The following is a 21399-nucleotide window of genomic DNA, read 5'->3' as shown; positions in this document are numbered from 1 at the left end:
TCTCTTTCGCTCCAATCGCTTATGCCCTCCCATGCTCTATCGAAATGACAATTTTTTGCAAAAAAAAGCCCTCCCCGTCAGGGGAGGGTTGGGTGGGGCTTATTCCGGTTCCTGCTGGCTCAGGCAATGGAAACTGCCGAGGCCCCAGATAATGTCGGTGCTGTCAATGCCTACTACCTTACGGTCGGGGAAGCATTGAGTTAATATGTCAAGTGCTTTATCGTCGTTTTTTGAACGGTAAGTAGGCACTATCACCGCCGAATTAGCTATATAAAAATTAGCGTATGAGGCCGGTAAACGGGTATCTTCATAAACTACTGCATCAGGCATCGGCAATTCAACAATGTTAAGTTGTTTGCCGTTAAGCAGGCGCATGGTTTTCAGGGTTTCGAGGTTTTCCTGAAGAATGTGGTAGTTCTCGTCGTTCTTATCTTCCTCAACAACGGTAACCACTGTATCCTCGTTTACAAAACGGGTAATATCGTCGATATGCCCATCGGTATCATCACCAATAATCCCATCACCTAACCATAAAATCTGTTCTGCGCCGTAATAGTTTTGCAGGTAGCTTTCAATCTGCTGCTGATTAAGCTCCGGGTTACGGTTTTTATTAAGCAGGCAGGCTGTGGTAGTTAAAATAGTTCCTTTACCATTAAAGTCAACCGAGCCGCCTTCCATCACAATGCCCGGGTTAAATACTGGCAGGCCAAAGTGGTTGCCTATTTTGGTAGGGATCACATCATCCAAATCAAATGGCGGATACTTGCCGCCCCATGCGTTATATCCCCAATCAACAATGGCTTTTTGCCTGGTAGTTGGGTTTATCAAAAACGCCGGACCGTGATCACGGCACCAGGCATCATTAGTAGGGAATTCAAAGATCTCTATTTTGCTTAAATCAACCCCGGCATTCTGCAGCTGGAAAATCACCGAGGCTTTCATATCCTCGTTTACCACGTTAATGCGTACCAGTTCCTGCTCAGAAACCACTTTTATAAAAGCGATATAAGGTGCGTAAATGGTGTCTATCTTGCCGGGCCACGAAGCCTCTTTGTGCGGCCAGCTCAACCAGGTAGCTGTATGTTTAGCCCACTCGGCAGGGAAATGGAAGCCTTGCGAGGCGGGAGTTAGTATAGTTGAAATTTGTTGGCTCATAATTTGGTAGTGCAAATGTAAGAAACTGTATGTCATTGCGAGCGTAGCGCGGCAATCTCGTAGCCAATGCATGGTTGATTTGCATAGCTACGAGATTGCTTCGTCGTGCCTCCTCGCAATGACATATGGGGGGATTAGTCCTCGTCTAATAACCTTTTTGTTATTGGCTGATAGCTGTCTATTCTTCTGTCACGTAAAAACGGCCAGTGACTCCTATAGTAATCCGACTTGTCCAAATCAAGTTCTTGCACAATTACTTCTTCCTGATCATGTGAAGTTTGGTGAATAATTGCACCAAACGGATTGGCAAAGAATGAACCGCCCCAGAATTTTACGCCGGCTTCTTCGCCTACGCGGTTTACACTTACCACGTGTATTCCGTTAGCTATAGCGTGCGAACGCTGGATGGTTTGCCATGCATTATATTGTTCCACATTGGTGGCTTCATCCTGGGTAGTAGCCCAGCCAATGGCGGTTGGGTAAAATAATATATCAGCACCCATTAAGGCGGTGATGCGTGCTGCTTCTGGGTACCATTGGTCCCAGCAAATCAATACGCCTACGCGGGCAAATTTGGTATTGAAAACTTTGTAACCCAAATCGCCTGGGGTGAAGTAAAATTTTTCGTAAAAGCCCGGATCGTCGGGGATGTGCATTTTGCGATACTTGCCTAAGTAGCTTCCGTCGGCATCCAAAACAGCGGTAGTATTGTGATAAACACCCTGGGCACGTTTTTCAAACAATGAAGCAATGATCACTACGTTAAGCTCAGCAGCAACCTTCGAAAGTTCATCGGTTGATGGACCGGGAATAGCTTCGGCCAGCTTAAAATTGTCATAATCCTCAACATCGCAAAAATAAAGTGAGGTAAAAAGTTCCTGTAAACAAACTATTTGCGCGCCTTTGGCGGCAGCTTCCCTTACTTTAACAATAGCCTTTTCCAGGTTCTGCTGTTTATCAGCAGTACAGGTCATTTGTACTAAACCAACGTTTACTTTACTCATCTCCAAAAAATTTGCGCAAAAATAACACTTTGTTGTTAGGATTTCACCGAATTGATATTATGATTACACAGAGTTGAATATTTGATTACAATGGTTATGGTTAATTGCAGAAACAAATGAGTTAACCAGGCAGGAAATTGGTTTGTAATAATAACCTGATTTACTGCTTTTAATATTTGTGAAAACAAAATGAAGAAAAATTGTTAATTGACTATCCTGTACATCCAAATAAAAAAATAACATAGCTTTGCAGCCGAATGACACAACCAGAAGACATCATTGACGAAGGTGCCGAACATAAAACCTGGAAAGGTAAGCTTTGGGGCGTAGTAAAAGTAATCCTCATCATAGTAGTAACCGGTGGTTTGCTTTACTGGGTTTTCAGTAAAGTACCTTTTGTTAAAATAAAAGACCGCCTTGCCAATGCCGATAGGGCCTGGCTTGCAGCTGCTATTGCCTGTTATGTCGGGTCGATGCTTTTTTCGTCATGGAGGCTATTAAGCTATTTTAAATCAATTGGTTTACGGTTAGATTGGCGCTTTAACCTTCGCTTGTATTTTCTTGGCTTGTGTTATAATGTGTTATTACCCGGCGGCATCGGCGGCGATGGCTACAAAATTTACCTATTGCACAAACGCTATAATTTACCAACCAAAAAAGTATTCTGGGCTATCCTGTTTGACAGGTTGAGCGGTTTTTGGGCAATAGGCGCTATTGTAGTGGGCCTGGTTATTTTAATACCAAGTTTTCCTTATCACCTTGGCTGGCCGCTCAGTATAGTATCGGTTGGTTCCGTGATCTATTATTTTGTAGCCCGCAAGTTTTTTAAAGAATACACCCACAACTTTTTACAGGCGCATTTAAAAGCAATCGGCGTACAAAGCATGCAATTACTTACCATTGTTTGTTTACTGCTGGCGCAGGATTTCAACGGTAAATTTGCTCCTTACCTGCTGTCATTCCTTTTTTCATCGTTAGCGGCTATTATTCCGTTTAGTTTGGGCGGCGGCGGTATCCGCGATGCGCTGTTCCTTACACTGGCCCGCCAGTTTAACCTTACCGAAGATATGGCGGTTTACCTGAGCTTTGGGTTCTACCTTATTTCAATTATTGTGGCCTTATTTGGTGTGTATTATGTACTTGCTCCTAAACGGCTGGACGCAGGCCTTAAAAAAGGTGAAGAACCAAAATTGGAAAATCACCCTATAGAAGAATAATATTCTGTTTAAAATCTAATTTCATAATAATAGACTGAAGTTTGTTTTCATGGCAACCAACTGCTAAACTTGGCGTTATATTATAAATCGTCAGTTTATCAATGAGCCATTTTAATGATTTTAATAATCCGCAGGTTGCGGCATTGCCCGGTCATTTAAAACAATTTATAGTCGACCAGCACTACGAGCACTACACGCCCATTGACCATGCGGTGTGGCGCTATGTGATGCGCCAGAATTACAGCTATCTTAAAGACGTTGCCTACTATCCGTATATCCCCGGTTTGCAAAAAGCAGGGTTAACTATTGAACATATCCCCAATTTGCAGGAGATGAACGATGCCCTTGGTAAAATTGGCTGGGGTGCGGTTACCGTTGATGGTTTTATTCCGCCGGCGGCCTTTATGGAGTACCAGGCTTACCGGGTATTGGTTATAGCTGCCGATATCCGCCAGTTAAAACATATCGAATATACGCCTGCACCCGATATCATCCATGAATCGGCAGGGCATGCACCCATAATTGCCGATAAGGATTACCACGAATATCTAAGCTATTTTGGGTCGATAGGGGCCAAGGCCATGTTTTCGGCACAGGATTTTGAGTTGTATGAAGCTATCCGCGCTTTATCAATTTTAAAAGAAATGCCCGACGCCGATGAAAATGAGATCATCAAGGCCGAGGAACAGGTATCTTATTGCCAGCAAAACATGGGCGAACCTTCGGAAATGGCATTATTGAGCCGTTTACACTGGTGGACGGTAGAGTATGGCCTGATCGGAACCTTAGAGCAGCCAAAGATTTACGGTGCAGGCCTGCTTTCATCCATAGGCGAAAGTTCAACCTGCATGCAAAAACATGTAGGAAAACTATGGTATGATATCGGAGCTGTTAAATATACTTATGACATCACCAAGCCTCAACCGCAGCTTTTTGTAACTCCTGATTTTCAAAACCTGATCAATGTGCTGGAAGAGTTTGCAGATACCATGTCTTTTAGAAAAGGAGGCGCTTATGGTTTAAATAAAGCGGTTGAGAGCAAAAATACCTGTACTGTGGTTTACAGTTCAGGCTTACAGGTTTCGGGTACCGTTACCGATTTTAAGACAGATGCCGGCGGGAAGCCATATTTTATTAAAACCACAGGCCCTACCGCGTTGGCCCTGAACAATAAACAGTTAAAAGGACACGGTAAAGACTATCATAAGGATGGTTTCAGCTCGCCGGTTGGTAAGCTGAAAAATAGTAATGTTGCTTTGGAAGATTTTTCAGCAGATGATTTAAAACAAGCGGGTATAGTAAAAGGCCTGGAAACCGAGCTGCATTTTGAAAGCGGGATTACCATAAAAGGTATTGTAAAAAATGTGCTTTCGTCAGAAGAAAAGATCATGGTGATCACTTTTGATGAAGTCACCGTTACCGATAAAGATGGAATGGTGTTGTTTGACCCGGCCTGGGGTGTTTATGATATGGCTGTCGGTGAAGAGATCGTTTCTGTATTTTGCGGGGCTGCCGATAGGGAAGCCTACGAAACCATTGTTTATAAATCAAAAACAGAAACCCATCATGCCGCACACGATCATAAAACCAAAGAACTGCACAGGCTATATCAACAGGTGCGTAATTGTCGTATAAACCATGGCGACTATGGCTTTTTAGGTAACGTATGGCTGCAATTGCAAAAAGACCATCATGATGACTGGCTTTGTGCTTTGGAGATATTGGAAATACTTGATCATGAAGGTGTAGAGCCTGCACTGGCTGCCGAGATCAAATATTTTCTTGAACAAAAAGGACATAATGAGCCCGAATACGGTAAACTCATCAGCGATGGTTTTTACCTGATCAAGCATCCGGTTGAGCAAAAATTGGTAGTTTAGCAATTGATATTTATTGATATAATTGCGGATGTCAAAACTGATTGTCATTGCGGATTTGAAAACCTATGGACTCTGAAGTTGGAAATGACAAAGCAGAAGACTTACGAAGTCTTTAAAACTTCGTAAGTCTGGATTCTACAACTTGCCATGTGTGGATACGAAGTAATGACGGTGAAAAACAAATCGATTAACAAACAATTATTCCCCCTTTAGGGGGGTAGGGGCGTATGAACATCATAATAACCGGTGCCAGTAGCGGCGTGGGCTTTGAAGCCGTAATTGAACTGATACTATCGGGCAGCCACAAAGTAATTGCTTTGGCCCGCTCACAGGATAAACTGGAACGTTTGCTGGAAATAGCTCATGGGTTAAATCCGGATTGCCAGTTGTTTGCACTTAAATTTGATATTGTGCATGATGATTATGAGGGTTTACTGCATTTCATCGCATCGCATTTTGATAACCGGGTTGATATTTTGATCAACAATGCCGGGGTACTTATCAATAAACCATTTACAGAATTGCTTGAGTCCGATTTCGTAGAGATGCTGCAAAGCAACTTCATTGGCCACGTACGGGTTGTTCAGGCATTATTACCTTTAATGCCCGCCGGTTCGCATATTGTTAATATCGGCAGCATGGGAGGTTTCCAGGGAAGCGCTAAATTTCCGGGTTTGTCGGCATATTCTGCAAGTAAATCAGCTTTACATACATTGACCGAGTGTTTGGCGCAGGAACTAACAGACCAGGGCGTAAAAGTAAATTGCCTTGCTTTAGGATCGGCACAAACTGAGATGCTGGAACAGGCATTCCCGGGTTATGAATCGCCGGTGATGGCATTTGAAATGGGTAAATATATTGCCGATTTTGCCTTAACCGGAAGTAAATTTTTTAACGGAAAAATAATACCTGTAGCATCAACAACTCCCTGATATTAGATAATATTGCAAACATTTTTATAACTTAGTTATTATAAATATGTTATGCCTGCAGCAAATGGACACGAGGTTTACATCACTTTTCACTCATTCAAAAGACGTTTTTTTTGTTATGGATATGAATGGTGCAATCCTTCATACCAACCACGCCTTTCGTAATACTTTTAATTATACCGATGAGGAATTAGCGGATTTAAATATTGCAGCTATTTGTCATCCGGCAGATAAGGAGCGCCAGTCCGAATCGCAAGCCAGCCTTTTGCTTCATAAAAAACTAATTGGTTATCAGAGCCGCATCAAGGCAAAAGATGGATGCTATTTTAGTGTTATTTGGTCGGTAGTATTGAACGAGGACGATAACCTCATCTATTCGAGCGGCAATACTCTCGCCGGAATGCTTGGGCAGCCCGAAAACGATATTGTTCAGCACACTATCCAAAGTCTTAATGAAGGTTTTGCGGTGCTTGATTCATCATGGAATATTACTGCTTTTAACCCGGCATTTCATGCTATGACCAATCTTGGTGTAGAACAACTGAAAGATTTGAACTTCATGCAAATCGATAACCTGGGTTTGAACGAGCGGGTAGCCGCTGAGTTTCATATATCATTAACCGAGCGGAGATCGATACAGGTACAATATCTCAATACTTACTCTAATAGCTGGCTGCGCATCAATGTTTATCCCTATAAAAACCAGTTGGCTATTTTTATTCGTGATATTACAGAGATCAAAATGCAGGAATGGATATTAGGGCTCGAAAAAGAAGTACTTGAGTTAAATGCCACAGCCAAATATACACTTGGGCAAACCGCACGCGAATTGTTACGGGGCATTGAGCAGATTTTTCCGGATATGGTTTGCTCTGTACTTGAAGTAGATGAGCAACAGGAAAAAATGCATGTGCTTGCCGCACCACGGTTGCCGCAAGCCTATTGTGATTTGCTTGAAGGTTTACCCGTTGGCCCGGAGATAGGCTCTTGCGGCAAGGCGGTATATCATCGCGAGCAAGTGATTGTCAGCGATATTGAAAACGATCAGCTTTGGGATAATTATGCTCATATGGTGAGGCCATATGGTTTAAAGGCTTGTTGGTCTACCCCGGTAATGAGTTCGAAAGGATCAAGGGTTTTAGCTGTGTTTGGTATTTATTATCATGAAATACGCGAGCCCAGCAATGATGAGCTCAATATCATTGAACGCACAGTTAATATTCTCAGGGTGTTAATTGAAAGCAAAAAAACGGAAGATAATATCCGCGAGCAGAACAATCGCCTGCAAACCATCGCTAATATCAGCTCGCACGAGTTGCGTAAGCCCGTAGCTACTATTTTAGGTTTGGTTAATTTATTTGACAATGACGATCTTCAAAATCCGCTTAACAAAGAGATCATCGGCCATATAGATACAACATCGCAGCAGCTTGATGTAGTTATCCACTCCATAGTTGAAAGGACCGCGTACCTTAAAGCTTTTGGGGCCGATGCGTAGTTTAAGAGCGAAATAATGAATATAATTACTAAGGCTACCCTGTATGATCATTTGGCCGGAGCTACTGTGTCTTTGCTTGAAATAGCGCGGAAATTATCATGGAACAAAATAACTGATAACTGTTTGTATATAACATCTGAAATTGAAAACAGCACACAAGGCTTTTGTGATCTGCACAAGTTGAGGAAACAGAACAACGATCAAAAGATGCTCCGCTCGTTGGCCGATGTAATGCCGCAATTGCTTTCGCTATATGATAACCTTCACGACATCAATTTATACATTTACAGGGCTGAAAGAAATGTTACAATAATTGAAATTGCTTATTATCTGAAAACTTCTTTAGATGCAATGTATAGGGAAACGATAATTACCGATCCGCCTATGTTGCACTGTAAGGTTCCAATCCCGAATTACAGAGCGCTGAAAGAGGATCGGGATAAGAAGTTTGATATCAATTGGCAATTGAATCCGCTGAATCATCGGTTAAGAGTGTTTTGGATGCGCCTTAAATATAAGGCTGGTATGTACCGTTTTTAAGAGCAGGGCTATTACATTCTAATTCAATGTGCTTCAAAAATCGCACGGTCGAGGTGTAAAAAGCCGATCATTTGGAATGCGACGGCCCTGCTTTTAAGAGGTTAATGTCAATTATCTTTAAACTTCAGTTGAAGGTTGATCTTCCCTCGGTGATACCTGCCCCTGCAAATCAACAGGTTTTATCCGCCAATGTCCCACCGCTTTTGGCGTATAGCCATTTGCTCTTCAGCCTTTAGTACCTATTTTTAAAAATTCGTTAACTACTATCTCTGATACGTAGCGTTTAATACCATCCTTGTCGGTATAGTTACGGTTGCTTAGCTTACCTTCAATAGCTAATTCATCGCCTTTTTTTAACAGGTCTTCAGCAAGCTTAGCCTGCGGGCTCCAGAAAACCAGGTTGTGCCACTGGGTATCGTTTATCTTTTCGCCTTTATCGTTTTTATAGCTTTCATTCGTGGCGATGGAAAGGCGCACCATCTTTTTATTACTGTCAAATACTTTTACTTCCGGATCCATGCCTAAGTTGCCTACCAGGCGTACACTGTTTCTTAATGAGTTCATCGTTTTATTATTAATGTTTACTGTTGTTTGAATTAACGATACAAAGGTGCAGTAAGGCGAAAAAATTAGCCGGATGTTAACCGTTTATAGTCGATAGTATCCGTTTGTAAGCGTTTGCAAACGGATAAATTAATTATTACCTTTATGTAATGAGTGAGGAAAGACTATGTTTAGATTGTGGTACGCCATTGCAGGGCCGTGCCGATAAAAAGTTTTGTAATGATTTGTGCCGTAATAATTACAACAATCAGCTCAACAGCAGCAGTTACAACCTCGTACGCAATATCAACAATATCCTGCGCCGTAACAGACGTGTGCTGGAAGAGTTAAACCCAACCGGCAAAACCAAAACAACCCGAAAAAAGCTTACTGCAAAAGGTTTTGATTTTGACCACATCACCAGTATCTATCAAACAAAAAATGGGTCGACCTATTTTTTTAATTACGAGTACGGTTACCTGTTGCTTGATAATGATGAGGTGTTGCTGGTGAAGAGGGAAGGGGAGCAGTAGCCAGTAGCCAGTTGGCAGTTTATCAGTTGGCAGTTTGCAGTAAGAAATTGCAAAGAAAAGTTTGCAGTAGCGCAACGGACATATTTTGGCAGGATTTACAGCAGAAATAAGAGATCATCTCTAAACTCTAAATCAGGAAATCTTTTAACCTCAAAATCATGGTTCAAAAAAATAAATACCTGCTAAATCATATAAACTGCATTAAGAGCATCAATGACGGTTTGAAATTTCGGGTTAATTCTCAAATCTGCTGCCGCCGGGTCGAAAAAATCCTAATCAACCCTGAATTATCAAATTAAACTGATGTTCTGCATCTGAAATGAGCTGAAAAATCTAATTCTCTATAGATTTAATAGCATTTAACAGTTTAATATTTTGATAATTAATACTTAACCGTTGTTTCATTCGGCTCTTTACGTTCTCAATAAATTTAAGTACGTTTGGGGAAATGTAAATTTTTAATTTTTGACTGATCTTACTAATTTAAAATGAAATTATTTATTAAGAAACCGATTGCTCAATTAATGGCTGCTTCGGCAGAAACGGAGAAATCGCTTAAGAGAACCTTAGGCGTTGGCTCGCTTATAGCACTCGGTATCGGCGCAATTATTGGTGCCGGTATTTTTGTTCGTACAGCAGCAGCGGCAGGTGAACATGCCGGTCCTGCAGTTACCATCTCATTCCTTATTGCAGCTGCTGGTTGCGCCCTTGCTGGTTTATGCTATGCAGAATTTGCCAGTATGATCCCTATCGCGGGATCAGCCTATACCTACTCTTATGCTACTATGGGCGAATTTATCGCCTGGATCATTGGATGGGACTTAGTTCTTGAATACGCGCTTGGTGCCGCTACGGTAGCTATTGGCTGGTCGCAGTATTTTAATGAGTTTTTAACAACTTTCTTTAACGTGCATATACCCTACGCATGGTCGCACTCGTTTATGGAAGTGTCAAATACTACAACAGGTATGTATGCCGCCGAATTTGGCACAAGAGGTATTGTTAACCTTCCGGCCATCCTGGTATTGTTTCTGCTAACTTTATTATTGATTCGCGGTACAGCCGAATCGGCAATTGTAAACAATATTATTGTGGTTGTAAAAGTTGCTATCGTATTATTGATAATAGGTTTAGGCTGGCACTTTATCAACCCGGCTTTCCATACACCTTATACTATCCCGGCCGATGCAGGCAAGATCAAAGTTAGCGCGGGTGTTGTTGATTATGCCGATACTTTTAACCATGGCTGGCTCGGTGTATTGCGCGGTGCAAGTGTGGTGTTTTTTGCCTTTATTGGTTTTGATGCGGTTTCAACTGCTGCTCAGGAAGCTAAAAACCCACAGAGAGATATGCCAAAAGGTATTTTGATATCATTGGTGTTTTGTACTATACTTTATATCTTGTTCTCGCATGTGTTAACAGGTTTGGTTTCATACAAAGATTTCCTTATCCAGGGTAAAGAAGCTTCGGTAAGCTATGCTATCAAGACTGCTATGCCCGGTTATGGTTGGTTAGCCTCATTTGTTACAGTATCTATCCTTGCAGGCTTCTCGTCTGTGATCCTGGTAATGCTGATGGGCCAAACCCGTGTGTTTTACACAATGAGCACAGATGGTTTGATCCCTAAAGTATTCTCTAAGCTACATCCTAAATTCCGTACCCCTTACAAATCGCAATGGTTATTCTTTGTGTTTGTATCATTATTTGCCGGTTTTATTCCTGATAAATATGTAGGTGATATGGTAAGTATCGGAACGCTGTTCGCTTTTGTGCTTGTATGTATAGGTATCTTTATCTTACGGAAAACCGATCCGGATATAGTACGGCCGTTCAAAACTCCGGCTTATACCATAGTTTGTCCGCTTGGTGCCATCATTTGCCTTTGTATGATTGCCAGCGAAGGCTGGGAAAACTGGGCAAGGCTTATTGTATGGCTGTTAATTGGTTTTGCAGTTTACTTTGGCTACAGCATCAAACGTTCGCATGTGCGCCATGGCAAAGTTGAAGGAGCTAATGACCCTATCAACCCTAAATTTGTTGAATAGTATAACAATGTTATCATAAACAAAAAAGGTTCTGAATTTTCAGGGCCTTTTTTGTTACATTCCATTTTATATTCCCAAACCAATAAAACCGCTTCATGAAGGGCGATAAAAACCTGTGGGTATTAGTATTTGTATGTGTCATCAACTCGTTGGGGTTCGGCATTATTGTACCTATACTTTACACGTATGGTAAAACCTTTGGTGTTACCGGTGAAACGCTGGGGATCCTTACTGCATCATTTTCGGTGGCCCAATTTTTTGCCACTCCTGTTTTAGGTTCGCTGTCTGATAAATGGGGGCGGAAGCCTTTACTGGTGATCAGCCTTGCAGGTACGTGTATCTCTTTTATCCTTTTTGCCGAAGCCCGCAGCATGATCATGCTTTTTGCCGCCCGGATTTTAGACGGACTTACTGGAGGGAACGTTTCCGTAGCTCAAGCTATGGTATCAGACACTGCAAGGCCGGATAACCGGGCCAGGAGGTTCGGCATACTAAGCTCAGCATTTGGGTTCGGCTTTGTGATCGGGCCGGCCATTGGCGGTTTCCTGAACAGGTACGGCATGCAGGTTCCTTTTTATTTTGCTGCCGGCATCTCACTGATCGGTACGCTTTGCAGCCTGTTTTTTTTAAAGGAGACTAACCCGCCCGATACGACAAAGAAAGATTCGGAAAAAACTAAATTCTCCTTTACAGCTTTAATAACCACCCTTAAGCGACCTGTCATCGGTACAGCGGTATTTACCGGTTTTATGCTTACCATGGCCCAGTTTACCATGATCATTGGTTTTCAAACCTTTAGTGTTGACGTATTGCAGATTACACCCACACAAATTGGTATTTTGTATGCAGGTTTTGGCGTAAGCGGTATTATTATGCAGCTTTGTGTGCCGCTGTTTACCAGGTGGTTTTCATCTAAGTCAATGATCCTGTTACTTTCTACCTTTCTATGCCTTGTAGCAATGTTTGTAACCGGACTCACCAATCAATTTATACCCTTTGTTATCGGCATTTGTATTTATGGCCTGTTTAACGGTTTGCGCAACCCTATGCTTAATGCAATAATTGCCGATCATATTGATCATAAAGAACAGGGCAAAATATTGGGGATCAATCAATCGTACGCTTCTATAGGGCAAGCCCTGGGGCCGGTTACCGCGGGCTTTGCAGCTTTGCTATCGGTACATGCTATTTTCTTCTTATCTTCATGCTATATTTTAGCAGCCTTTTTGCTGAGTTTCCGTTTAAAGAAGAAAGAATAAATCCTACACGTTATGTCGCACCCGTTTATAATTAAAGAGATCATTTCGGTCACGATGATCCTTTTTGCTATTATTGATATTTTGGGCGCCATACCGGTAATCATTCAGTTGAGGCAGCGCGTAGGTCACATCGAGTCGGAAAAGGCCAGTATAGCCGTGCTGGTGCTTATGGTGACGTTTCTTTTTATCGGAGATGAACTGCTGGCGGTTATCGGGCTTGATATCTCTTCCTTTGCTATTGCAGGCTCCCTGGTGATTTTTATTATCGCCATGGAAATGATATTGGGTGTCGATTTTTTTAAAGAAGAACTGCCGCAGGCTGCATCCATTGTACCGCTGGCTTTCCCGCTTATTGCCGGGGCCGGTACCATGACCACACTGCTTTCCCTTAAATCACAATACCAAACGCAGAATATCCTCGTAGGCATAGTGTTAAATACACTGGTGGTATATCTTGTACTTAAAAATGTAAAGTGGCTGGAAAGGCTGCTCGGGCCTATAGGATTGAGCGTGCTGCGCAAAGCATTCGGGATTATTCTATTAGCGATAGCTATTAAGCTTTTCAGGAGTAATACGCATTTGTAGGCTTTCACAAATTTTAACCTAAACCGATGGACGAAGAACTAAAAAGGAAAGCTTACCTGCAAGCTTCAAAACTAAAAAATGAGGGCCTTGATAATGAAGTTATTTATGCCCGGCTCGAAAAGCAAGGTGTCCCTGCCGAGTTGATAGAGCAAGTATTAACGAATTTGACTGTTCAGAAAATAATCGACGTTAATGACGCGCAAAAGCCATTCTTTAATTTAGCGTTATTAAAAATAGGAATTGGTGTTCTTTTAGCCGTCGTTTCAATGGTGGTTTTACCCGGTCAGGTTATTTTGCCTATTGGGTTAATTGCGGGAGGGATTGTTACAGCGGTGATAAAAAGACCAAGGTAAGATTCTATAAAAGGCGCTTGCGGAGGCACAAGTCAGCCTTCACACTATCCTCTACTCAAGACTTGCGCCAAAAGGGGTTAAGCGTGCTGCGCAAAGCATTCGGGATTATTTTATTGGCGATTGCTATTAAGCTTTTCAGGAGTAATACACATTTGTAGATCAAAAAGGCTTATTCTCTCATGTCATTGCGAGGAGCAGGCCGGGATTTGCGGTGGTGCGACGCGGCAATCGCATGCTATACAGGGCGGAGATGCTTCCGTGCGGTTGCCACGCTACGCTCGCAATGACATAAATTATTAAATGGCTGGGGGGGTTAACCTCGCCACAAACATAGTATCTGCCTTACGCTCATAGCCTTTTAAAACCGCCTTCTCGTCCAGTTTTAAACCAAGCTCGTTTACTAAGTATTCAACCACATCCTCATTCTCACCTTTAAAAGCTGAGCAGGTGATGTAGATGAGCGGCTTACCTGGCTTAAGATATTTCACCACATTTTGGGCGATACTTTTTTGGAGCTTTTGGAAAAACTCTATTTTGTGCGCATCAAACTGGGCTATCATTTCAGGGGTACGGCCCCAGGTGCCGGAGCCGCTGCATGGTGCATCAAGGATGATCCCGTCGAAAGCGTAGTCATGCATCACCGAATCGATGTTTTGGGTAAGGTCGAGGGCTTTCTTTTGGTATTTGGTTAACCCTGCCAGTTGAAAGCGTTCATCGAGATTAGCCAGTATGGATTCGCGGATATCAGATACAACCAGTTTGATATTGGGTTCGTCCTCATGCAACAGTAACGATTTGCCGCCTGATGCCGCACAGGCATCCCACCAGCTATCCCAACGCTGTGGCTTAAAGTAATTACCCGTTTGCTGCGATGAATAATCCTGCACCTCAAACCAGTGCTGTTTAGGGAATATCGTTTCGAGACGTGTCCCATTAGGCAGCGAATAACAACCATTACCTTCATCCTTAAAAACAACCTGTGCTTTTGTCAACTCGGCCTTTACCAAATGATCATAACCGTTGCGAACGCGAATAAACAGATCGGGCTGATAAAAAAAAGATTTAAGGAAAGATTCCTTATCAATTCCATCCGAAAGCTGATTGCTCCAGGGGAATACATCTTCCAGTTTAAAATCAGGGTAGGCAGTTTTTACAAGGGCGAGTTTATCGTCGTCACTAAATCCTACGCATACAGCCCACTCAGGTTTGAAATTTTGCAGGTAGGAGTTAGTTTGGGTATTGCATAAAAACTCGGCGACTAACAGGCGTTCATCTTCAGGAACATCAGGCAGTGCTTTGCCCAGGCGAAAGTAATTGTATACTAACCGATTGGCAACTCGCCTGTCGGTTGAGCCCATTTGTTTGTTTTGCCGGTAAAAGCCGGGTAAAAATTTACTTAGTGGCGTATCGGCAGGGTATTCACCCAAAATTCGCTGAAACGTTTTAAGCTGATTTATAGCCTTCATTCTACCTGTTTTAGCTCAAAGTTAGTGTACATTAATATATTTACGTGGGTATTGATCCAGCCTTGCCCCGGTTTTTTAATAAAATGGAAGCCGTTATGCAAGCCGGTAAAATCGGTCCCCTCAATTGAAGCTAAACCTTTATCGGCAAAAAGCTGCCTGCCAAAGTATAACCCCTCGTCAAAACCCTTAATAGCGTATTCGGTCGGTTCAACGTGATAAGCACGCCTATAGTTACGTAAAAATGTTGTTGTTGCCCCGGCTTTGTAATTTATTTTTTCGGTAGAGGTGATATGCGTATTTAAACGCTGCAAAAGCTGTGGTTTCAGAAAGCTGAACTTGTCCCAGCTTGGGTGCCCGAACACCATAACCGGATAGTGCTTGTTCAGCGTATCTAACGACCGTAAGGTTACACCTAAAAATGCCTGATCAATAGCAGGGATCACAAATACATTTTTCTCGGTTTTTGAAAGTTGCGGCAATAAGCTGCTCAGCTTTCCACGTACAACATATACATTGATAACCTTTACCTTCTTTTTGCTTAAGCTGTCAATGGCTTTTTTAAAGTTGACGGCATAATCATTTTCCTGGTTAAAGCCGGAGCGCAGGATAAAGATCTTTTTGGGTTTTACCGTTCTGTTGATATACTCTGCTGCGCCCCAGGCATGATATTCAAGCGGAGGTATAGCGGTGATCAGATTTTTGCTGTTGATGGTAGCCGGATTAGCCGGAGACAAAGGCGAGAGGATAGGCCCTTTAGAATAGGACAGGGCACCGGAAAATGCCTTTACGCCATCCGGAAAAACAGGGCCGACTATCAAATCACTTGAACGGACAAATGCGTTTAAAGCCAGGTCATGTGCCTGCATGGCTTCGTCCCTTGAATCAAAGATCTGCAGCTTATAGTTATTGCCGTAAGCGGTAAGCGAATCAAGGGCAAGTTTAAATCCCTGGTAATATTCAACAGCGATGTTAGCCTGGCTTAGCTGTAAAGGGCTGTATTTTTGAGCCGGATTTAAGTGCTCGAGATTAAGGGGCAAGAGCATGGCTATGTTCGCCACTTTTTGCTCCGATACTTTCTCCGAAGGGTTTTCGGTGGTATTACCGGGCCTTTTCTCGGTGTTATCAGCAGGTTTTTTTACGGTAGTTGCTACCGGCCGCGTTTTCGGTGAACACGCGGCCAGCAGCAATGCTATGCAAAAAAACGGTAACCACTTATTCCCACTCAATGGTGGCCGGTGGTTTTGAACTGATATCATATACTACCCGGTTAATTCCTTTTACGTTGTTGATGATCTCGTTACTGATCTTAGCCAGCAAGTCGTACGGTAAATGGCACCAGTCGGCGGTCATTCCGTCAACCGATTCAACGGCACGGAGGCAAATCACGTTTTCGTAAGTACGCTCATCGCCCATTACACCTACCGATTGTACCGGTAAAAATATAGAGCCGGCTTGCCAAACTTTATCGTAAACCCCGGCAGCACGTAAATTGTTTATATAAATTGCATCTGCTTCCTGTAATATCGCCACTTTTTCGGGTGTGATATCGCCCAGGATCCTGATAGCCAGGCCTGGTCCGGGGAAAGGATGGCGACCTAAAATATTAGGATCAATACCTAAAGCTTTACCTACTTTCCTTACCTCGTCTTTAAACAAAGTGTTGAGCGGCTCAACAACTTTAAGTTTCATGAAATCGGGCAAGCCGCCAACGTTATGGTGCGATTTGATAGTAGCCGAAGGGCCTTTAACTGATACCGATTCGATAACATCCGGGTAGATGGTGCCCTGGCCAAGCCATTTTACGTCTTGTACTTCATGCGCGGCATCATCAAACACTTCAATGAACACACGGCCGATAGCTTTACGTTTCTTTTCAGGATCGGTTAAGCCGGCCAATGCGTCATAAAAACGTTGTTTGGCGTCGATGCCTTTTATGTTTAAGCCCATGTGTTGGTATGAATCAAGCACCTGCTCAAATTCATCTTTACGCAAAAGGCCGTTATCAACAAATATACAGTGCAGGTTTTTGCCGATAGCATGGTGAAGCAATACTGCCGCAACCGATGAATCAACACCCCCTGATAAACCAAGTACTACTTTATCATCGCCTAATTTTTCGCGAAGAGCGGCAACCGTGGTTTCGATGAATGAGTCTGGTGTCCAGTCTTGCTTGCAGCCGCAAATGTCAACCAAAAAGTTTTGCAGCAATTGTTTGCCGTCAATACTGTGGGTAACTTCCGGGTGAAACTGGATACCGTAAGTTTGGGTACCGGTTACCTGGTAAGCGGCAACTTTAACACTATCGGTACTGGCAATTACCTCAAAGTTATCACCAATAGTAGCAATGGTATCGCCGTGCGACATCCATACCTGCGATCCACCGGGAACATCTTTAAATAATGGGTTATCCTGTTTTATGTATTCCAAATTGGCACGACCGTATTCGCGGGTGCTTGATGGTAATACTTCGCCGCCGTGGAAATGGGCAACGTATTGAGCACCATAGCAAACACCTAAAATAGGGCGTGTGGTATGAAATTTTTCAAAATCGAAATGAGGTGCGTCTTCCTGCCTTACAGAATAAGGACTGCCGGAAAGGATGATACCTTTTACAGTGCTGTCAATTTCGGGATAATGATTGAAGGGGTGGATCTCACAATAAATATTGAGCTCCCTGACGCGGCGCGCTATAAGTTGGGTGAATTGCGAGCCAAAGTCAAGAATGAGGATTTTTTCTTGCATGGGCAAAGATAGGAATTTGACCGCTGATTTATAGCGTTTTTTTTGATTTCGTTGATTGCGCTGATTTGTTCACCTTGCGCGCGTTGTGAATGAGCGCAAGGTGAATTAAACAAAACCACGTCATTGCGAGGAGGAACGACGAAGCAATCGCATACTATACAGGGCAGCTATGCTTCCGTGCGATTGCCACGCTGCGCTCGCAATGACATAGTTTTTATTTATTCCTCAATTGCGCTCATCTGTGATGAGTGCTTAAAATGGTTTCGCATTTGTAATGCGAGTCGCGATGCAATCGCTAAGCCAAGTTAAGCGCTCGTTGCAAGCGAACGCAAGGTTAAATCCCTAAATAAAATCCTATTAATCCCAGAAATCCCCCCAAATCCAGGTTCAGACATTCTGATAATTCAGCATCCAGTTAATGCCATACTTATCAGTAAGCTCTGCGAAGTACGCTCCAAAGAACATATCGCTCAAGGGCATACTCACCTTGCCTCCGGCCGAAAGTTCGTTAAACAAACGCTCGGTTTCTTCACGGCTTTCGGGTTCAACGTTAATGTGCATATTATTGCCGGTTTGCAGTTTGAAACCCATGCTTTCCGGCGCGTCGGTAGCCATCAGTACGTGGCCGCCCATAATGGTAAGTTCGCCATGGATGATCAGTTTCTTATCGGCTTCGTTCATCTGAACCTCCGCCGGCAACTCTATATCGCTAAAACGCGTAAGTTTTTTGCCGGTGAATTCGCCCTTAAAAACCTCTTTGTAAAAGTTTAAAGCCTCTTCGGTGTTGCCGTTGAAATTTAAGTAAGTGGTAACCCTTGCCGTGTTGTTTGGCTTCAGGTCTTTCCTGATCTTGAAAGCAGTGCTCAGGTAGTGATCAAGATTGCTTAAGCCGGCATTGAAACCTTCCTGGAAGCCCATGCCCACAATGGTTTGCATATCTTCCACTTTATCAAAATAGATATCTATGTTAACAGTGGTGTGCTCGCCATTCTCAACAAAATTCTTCTCCCAGTTCATTACAGGGAAATTTGTTGCGGTTACACCATTTTCATCACTAAATGAAACCGCATTGGTAATTTTTTGCGGTGTGATGATGGTTTTATATTCTTCCTTGCACCATGTGGGATGTTCTGTGTGCTCTGGGCCAACCATTTGATACAACCAGTAACCGCCTTCTCTGAAATCCATAAATTTGGTTTCAGCGCGATACGGTTTAGGGGCCCACCACTGGTCAAGGATCTCGCTTTCGGTCCACGCCTGCCATACTAAATTGATCGGCGCGTCAAAAGTTCTTATCACGTTTAGCTTTTTGTTTTGCAGGTCTTTGGAAAATACGGCTTCGTTGTTTGTCATGATTGTTTGTTTTTTAGGTTTTGTAATACGTTATCTAACTGGCTAAAACGGGTTTCCCACAGGGCGCGGAACTGATCCATCCAAACATCCACTTCTTTCATTTTTTGAGCGTTAAAATGATAATAAATTTCACGGCCTGTTTGTTTTTGGCTAACCAACTGGCATTCACTCAATATCTGGATATGTTTGGATACAGCCTGACGGCTGCTTTGAAAATGCTCGGCAATGGCATTAGGCGTCATGGCTTGCAAGGCCAGCAGACTAATAATAGCCCGGCGGGTGGGGTCGGCAATGGCCTGAAATACATCTCTTCTCATAAAAATCTCCTATTTGCAATCAAATGATTGCAAATATATTCGCAATTAATTGGTTGCGGAAATTTATTTGAAAATTTTAAAGGCAGATCTTAAATGCCGGGCAGGTTTTAACGGGATGGGAAGCTAATTGAGTTCTGCCGGCACGGCAGGATTTTTAAACCTGACGTCGTTTAGTAAAGAGATACGGCTTAATAATGAATGGATTATTTTTCATCCGTAAAATGCACCTTCCGTTTTTCCTGGGCAAACTTATCGGCATTATAGCTGTCGGATTGCCCCCTGGGGATAGATAATGAAGCCCAGTTTTCATTGCAGAGCATTTTGCCTAAAAAAACTATCTGGCCAACGTGGTAGGGGTAATGAGCCAACTGCCGGTTAATAGCCTCCATAACGGTATGGCCCTGGTTGCGGATATAGATGATCTGGTCGAGATCATCAGCGGTTAGTTTATCAAGTGTATCAAAAAGGCATTTCCATCCCTGTTCCCAGCTATCTAAAATTGTTTGGCGGGTGGCGCTGGATGGGGTAAATTCAGCTTCGCGGTTGCGGGTGGGCTTTTCGCCATCGGTAGTAAAAATATCAGTCCACCTGGAAATCATATTGCCCGACATGTGGCTCACGATCATAGCAATACTGTTTGATTCAGGGTTATATTGCCAGCATAATTGTTCATCGTTAAGCTGCCCGAACGTTTTTTCGCCAAGAGATTTGTAATAGGCAAATTGCTTTTTTACGCTGGTTAAATAATCGTTTTCCATAATTTGAAGCTTAAAGCAGAATGCACAAAGCTTAAAGCGAATAGCTTTACTATCAATGTTATTGATTGTGTTCTGTGAAATTAATCAATGGATTCTATATAAATAGACCTGAAACCTAATCTCTGACCTCCAATCACTTGTTCTTCAATTCCCTGATCTCGGTCTTCAACTCTTGTAGTTGTTGCTGGGTTTGGCGGTTTTCGAGATAGAAATATATTGCGAAGCCTAAAAAGATCTTTCCTAATACAAACACACCGGCAAATACCCAGCGCCATGATTTATGCAGGCGCATATGGTTTGATTCAGATTCGATAGATATGAATTGTTCGGGAGGAGCCGTTTTTTCATAACCATTATGTCCGTGATCTGTCCTGAATTTAATTGGCTGAGTGTAAGTTTCCCTGCGGATAAGATCATCAATCTCGTTTTCAATCCTGTCCCAGGTGCCCGGAGGAGGGGCGAGGGCCATATCGGCCGCAAGTCTTTCCATGTCTATTTCCAGTTGTTTCAGGGCCTCATCCACTTCGGGGTATTTAGCCTTCATATACATCAGCTCCTTTACTTCTTCGTCGGTAGCTGCGCCCATTACAAAAACTTCAAGTATACCACTATCAATGTACTCTTTCATTGTCCCTCCCATTCCTGATAATGGTAAAACACTCTTTTAACGTTTTTCTTATTTCCTCTTCTGTTTTATTTAGCTCTTTAGCAATATTCGATGTTGTTTTACACTGATAATGTACCCCGAAAAAAACCTGTTGTTGTAATGCCGTCATCAGGGTAGTATATTTATTATTCACCCAAGGTATATTTTGAGTGATTTTTCTGTCGGCATCATGATCAGGGGTTTTCAGAAAATCAGCCAGTTTTTGGCGTGCCATTATTTGCAGGTGGCAAAGCACATTCACATCTGCTTTTGAAAGTTCATCTATCTTGTTTGGAACATCTTTAAAAACTGCTGCGAGGTATTGCTCAGCTACTGATTGATTTTGCACCACGCCGAAAATATAACCCAAAAGCTTTGCAGCGTAACTGTTATACAGGTTTCGTGCGGCCGCCGACTTGCTCTGAGCCATGGGTGCAGATGTTTGTAGCTGCGTGTTCAACTGGATGTCAATTTAAATAGTATATTTTTAGTATTCAACCAAATATATAAACATTATGTTACAAGTTAATTGAAAATTGTGCAAAAAATGTGAAACGCAAGCTGATTTTTCAC

Annotated in this window: 21 protein-coding genes and 1 pseudogene; 11 read left to right on the top strand and 11 right to left on the bottom strand. The window is 42.7% G+C overall.

Annotated elements, in window-relative coordinates; translation table 11 throughout:
- Window positions 1–99: 99 nt before the first annotated feature.
- Window positions 100–1155: an agmatine/peptidylarginine deiminase gene (locus MTO98_RS24880; RefSeq protein ID WP_243481688.1), complete on the bottom strand. Its 1056-nt coding sequence runs from the start codon at window positions 1153–1155 to the stop codon at window positions 100–102.
- A gap of 134 nt (window positions 1156–1289) precedes the next feature.
- Complete coding sequence (locus tag MTO98_RS24875) at window positions 1290–2159, bottom strand: carbon-nitrogen hydrolase (protein ID WP_243481687.1); 870 nt, start codon at window positions 2157–2159, stop codon at window positions 1290–1292.
- Window positions 2160–2416: 257 nt separating this feature from the next.
- Here MTO98_RS24875 and MTO98_RS24870 point away from each other — a divergent pair, with 257 nt between their 5' ends.
- The 5 genes from MTO98_RS24870 to MTO98_RS24850 all read left to right on the top strand — a co-directional run bounded on the left by MTO98_RS24870 (window position 2417) and on the right by MTO98_RS24850 (window position 8226).
- Complete coding sequence (locus MTO98_RS24870) at window positions 2417–3376, top strand: lysylphosphatidylglycerol synthase transmembrane domain-containing protein (protein WP_243481686.1); 960 nt, start codon at window positions 2417–2419, stop codon at window positions 3374–3376.
- Between the two features lie 101 nt (window positions 3377–3477).
- Entirely contained in the window at window positions 3478–5256 is a 1779-nt protein-coding gene (locus tag MTO98_RS24865; RefSeq protein WP_243481685.1) for an aromatic amino acid hydroxylase, read from the top strand.
- Window positions 5257–5483: 227 nt separating this feature from the next.
- Entirely contained in the window at window positions 5484–6188 is a 705-nt protein-coding gene (locus MTO98_RS24860; protein WP_243481684.1) for an SDR family oxidoreductase, read from the top strand.
- Window positions 6189–6252: 64 nt separating this feature from the next.
- Window positions 6253–7686: a PAS domain S-box protein gene (locus MTO98_RS24855; RefSeq protein WP_243481683.1), complete on the top strand. Its 1434-nt coding sequence runs from the start codon at window positions 6253–6255 to the stop codon at window positions 7684–7686.
- 15 nt (window positions 7687–7701) lie between these two features.
- Window positions 7702–8226, top strand: coding sequence for a hypothetical protein (locus MTO98_RS24850; protein ID WP_243481682.1), 525 nt, complete (start codon window positions 7702–7704; stop codon window positions 8224–8226).
- Window positions 8227–8451: 225 nt separating this feature from the next.
- Here MTO98_RS24850 and MTO98_RS24845 read toward each other — a convergent pair whose 3' ends face one another.
- On the bottom strand, window positions 8452–8790 hold the full coding sequence (locus MTO98_RS24845; protein ID WP_243481681.1) for a single-stranded DNA-binding protein: 339 nt from the start codon (window positions 8788–8790) through the stop codon (window positions 8452–8454).
- 149 nt (window positions 8791–8939) lie between these two features.
- On the opposite strand from MTO98_RS24845, the gene MTO98_RS24840 reads away from it, so the two are divergent.
- The 6 genes and pseudogenes from MTO98_RS24840 to MTO98_RS24815 all read left to right on the top strand — a co-directional run.
- Window positions 8940–9302: a hypothetical protein gene (locus MTO98_RS24840; RefSeq protein ID WP_243481680.1), complete on the top strand. Its 363-nt coding sequence runs from the start codon at window positions 8940–8942 to the stop codon at window positions 9300–9302.
- A gap of 488 nt (window positions 9303–9790) precedes the next feature.
- Window positions 9791–11347 (top strand): amino acid permease, encoded by a 1557-nt coding sequence (locus MTO98_RS24835; protein WP_243481679.1) that lies wholly within the window; start codon window positions 9791–9793, stop codon window positions 11345–11347.
- A 95-nt stretch (window positions 11348–11442) separates the two neighbouring features.
- Entirely contained in the window at window positions 11443–12606 is a 1164-nt protein-coding gene (locus MTO98_RS24830) for an MFS transporter (RefSeq protein ID WP_243481678.1), read from the top strand.
- 12 nt (window positions 12607–12618) lie between these two features.
- Window positions 12619–13191 (top strand): MarC family protein, encoded by a 573-nt coding sequence (locus tag MTO98_RS24825; protein WP_243481677.1) that lies wholly within the window; start codon window positions 12619–12621, stop codon window positions 13189–13191.
- Between the two features lie 26 nt (window positions 13192–13217).
- Window positions 13218–13544 (top strand): hypothetical protein, encoded by a 327-nt coding sequence (locus MTO98_RS24820; protein WP_243481676.1) that lies wholly within the window; start codon window positions 13218–13220, stop codon window positions 13542–13544.
- Window positions 13545–13618: 74 nt separating this feature from the next.
- Window positions 13619–13702, top strand: a pseudogene (locus MTO98_RS24815) (MarC family protein); the annotation flags it as partial.
- A 138-nt stretch (window positions 13703–13840) separates the two neighbouring features.
- Here MTO98_RS24815 and MTO98_RS24810 read toward each other — a convergent pair.
- The 8 genes from MTO98_RS24810 to MTO98_RS24775 form a co-directional block, all read right to left on the bottom strand.
- Window positions 13841–15010 carry an RsmB/NOP family class I SAM-dependent RNA methyltransferase gene (locus tag MTO98_RS24810; protein ID WP_243481675.1) on the bottom strand — a complete coding sequence of 390 codons (1170 nt, stop codon included), beginning with the start codon at window positions 15008–15010 and terminating at the stop codon, window positions 13841–13843.
- The gene (locus MTO98_RS24805) at window positions 15007–16266 is read right to left on the bottom strand and encodes an ABC transporter substrate-binding protein (RefSeq protein ID WP_243481674.1); all 1260 of its coding nucleotides are present in this window, start codon (window positions 16264–16266) and stop codon (window positions 15007–15009) included. Before MTO98_RS24805 ends, MTO98_RS24810 begins: the two co-directional genes overlap by 4 nt.
- Window positions 16223–17752 carry a glutamine-hydrolyzing GMP synthase gene (guaA, locus tag MTO98_RS24800; RefSeq protein ID WP_121224281.1) on the bottom strand — a complete coding sequence of 510 codons (1530 nt, stop codon included), beginning with the start codon at window positions 17750–17752 and terminating at the stop codon, window positions 16223–16225. Before guaA ends, MTO98_RS24805 begins: the two co-directional genes overlap by 44 nt.
- 387 nt (window positions 17753–18139) lie before the next feature.
- Window positions 18140–19105 (bottom strand): SRPBCC domain-containing protein, encoded by a 966-nt coding sequence (locus tag MTO98_RS24795; protein WP_243481673.1) that lies wholly within the window; start codon window positions 19103–19105, stop codon window positions 18140–18142.
- Window positions 19102–19422, bottom strand: coding sequence for a helix-turn-helix transcriptional regulator (locus tag MTO98_RS24790; protein WP_091217982.1), 321 nt, complete (start codon window positions 19420–19422; stop codon window positions 19102–19104). The genes MTO98_RS24795 and MTO98_RS24790 overlap by 4 nt, the downstream gene beginning before the upstream one ends.
- Before the next feature lie 203 nt (window positions 19423–19625).
- A complete protein-coding gene (locus MTO98_RS24785; RefSeq protein WP_243481672.1) occupies window positions 19626–20180 on the bottom strand; it encodes a DUF1572 family protein in 555 nt (184 codons plus the stop codon).
- Window positions 20181–20313: 133 nt separating this feature from the next.
- Complete coding sequence (locus MTO98_RS24780) at window positions 20314–20808, bottom strand: hypothetical protein (RefSeq protein WP_243481671.1); 495 nt, start codon at window positions 20806–20808, stop codon at window positions 20314–20316.
- Complete coding sequence (locus MTO98_RS24775; protein ID WP_243481670.1) at window positions 20792–21256, bottom strand: hypothetical protein; 465 nt, start codon at window positions 21254–21256, stop codon at window positions 20792–20794. Before MTO98_RS24775 ends, MTO98_RS24780 begins: the two co-directional genes overlap by 17 nt.
- Between the last annotated feature and the right edge of the window lie 143 nt (window positions 21257–21399).

Source organism: Mucilaginibacter sp. SMC90 (assembly GCF_022811725.1).
Taxonomy (GTDB): Bacteria; Bacteroidota; Bacteroidia; order Sphingobacteriales; family Sphingobacteriaceae; genus Mucilaginibacter.
The sequence above is the reverse complement of the archived record's forward strand: the minus strand, read 5'-3'. Positions and strand labels throughout refer to the sequence as shown.

Coding starts and splice junctions, on each gene's coding strand:
- MTO98_RS24840 (WP_243481680.1), top strand. CDS start 8,940: ATGAGTGAGGAAAGACTATGTTTAGATTGTGGTACGCCATTGCAGGGC.
- MTO98_RS24855 (WP_243481683.1), top strand. CDS start 6,253: ATGGACACGAGGTTTACATCACTTTTCACTCATTCAAAAGACGTTTTT.
- MTO98_RS24785 (WP_243481672.1), bottom strand. CDS start 20,180: ATGGAAAACGATTATTTAACCAGCGTAAAAAAGCAATTTGCCTATTAC.
- MTO98_RS24870 (WP_243481686.1), top strand. CDS start 2,417: ATGACACAACCAGAAGACATCATTGACGAAGGTGCCGAACATAAAACC.
- MTO98_RS24810 (WP_243481675.1), bottom strand. CDS start 15,010: ATGAAGGCTATAAATCAGCTTAAAACGTTTCAGCGAATTTTGGGTGAA.
- MTO98_RS24775 (WP_243481670.1), bottom strand. CDS start 21,256: ATGGCTCAGAGCAAGTCGGCGGCCGCACGAAACCTGTATAACAGTTAC.
- MTO98_RS24805 (WP_243481674.1), bottom strand. CDS start 16,266: ATGATATCAGTTCAAAACCACCGGCCACCATTGAGTGGGAATAAGTGG.
- MTO98_RS24790 (WP_091217982.1), bottom strand. CDS start 19,422: ATGAGAAGAGATGTATTTCAGGCCATTGCCGACCCCACCCGCCGGGCT.
- MTO98_RS24820 (WP_243481676.1), top strand. CDS start 13,218: ATGGACGAAGAACTAAAAAGGAAAGCTTACCTGCAAGCTTCAAAACTA.
- MTO98_RS24780 (WP_243481671.1), bottom strand. CDS start 20,808: ATGAAAGAGTACATTGATAGTGGTATACTTGAAGTTTTTGTAATGGGC.
- guaA (WP_121224281.1), bottom strand. CDS start 17,752: ATGCAAGAAAAAATCCTCATTCTTGACTTTGGCTCGCAATTCACCCAA.
- MTO98_RS24795 (WP_243481673.1), bottom strand. CDS start 19,105: ATGACAAACAACGAAGCCGTATTTTCCAAAGACCTGCAAAACAAAAAG.
- MTO98_RS24865 (WP_243481685.1), top strand. CDS start 3,478: ATGAGCCATTTTAATGATTTTAATAATCCGCAGGTTGCGGCATTGCCC.
- MTO98_RS24850 (WP_243481682.1), top strand. CDS start 7,702: ATGAATATAATTACTAAGGCTACCCTGTATGATCATTTGGCCGGAGCT.
- MTO98_RS24880 (WP_243481688.1), bottom strand. CDS start 1,155: ATGAGCCAACAAATTTCAACTATACTAACTCCCGCCTCGCAAGGCTTC.
- MTO98_RS24860 (WP_243481684.1), top strand. CDS start 5,484: ATGAACATCATAATAACCGGTGCCAGTAGCGGCGTGGGCTTTGAAGCC.
- MTO98_RS24835 (WP_243481679.1), top strand. CDS start 9,791: ATGAAATTATTTATTAAGAAACCGATTGCTCAATTAATGGCTGCTTCG.
- MTO98_RS24845 (WP_243481681.1), bottom strand. CDS start 8,790: ATGAACTCATTAAGAAACAGTGTACGCCTGGTAGGCAACTTAGGCATG.
- MTO98_RS24875 (WP_243481687.1), bottom strand. CDS start 2,159: ATGAGTAAAGTAAACGTTGGTTTAGTACAAATGACCTGTACTGCTGAT.
- MTO98_RS24825 (WP_243481677.1), top strand. CDS start 12,619: ATGTCGCACCCGTTTATAATTAAAGAGATCATTTCGGTCACGATGATC.
- MTO98_RS24830 (WP_243481678.1), top strand. CDS start 11,443: ATGAAGGGCGATAAAAACCTGTGGGTATTAGTATTTGTATGTGTCATC.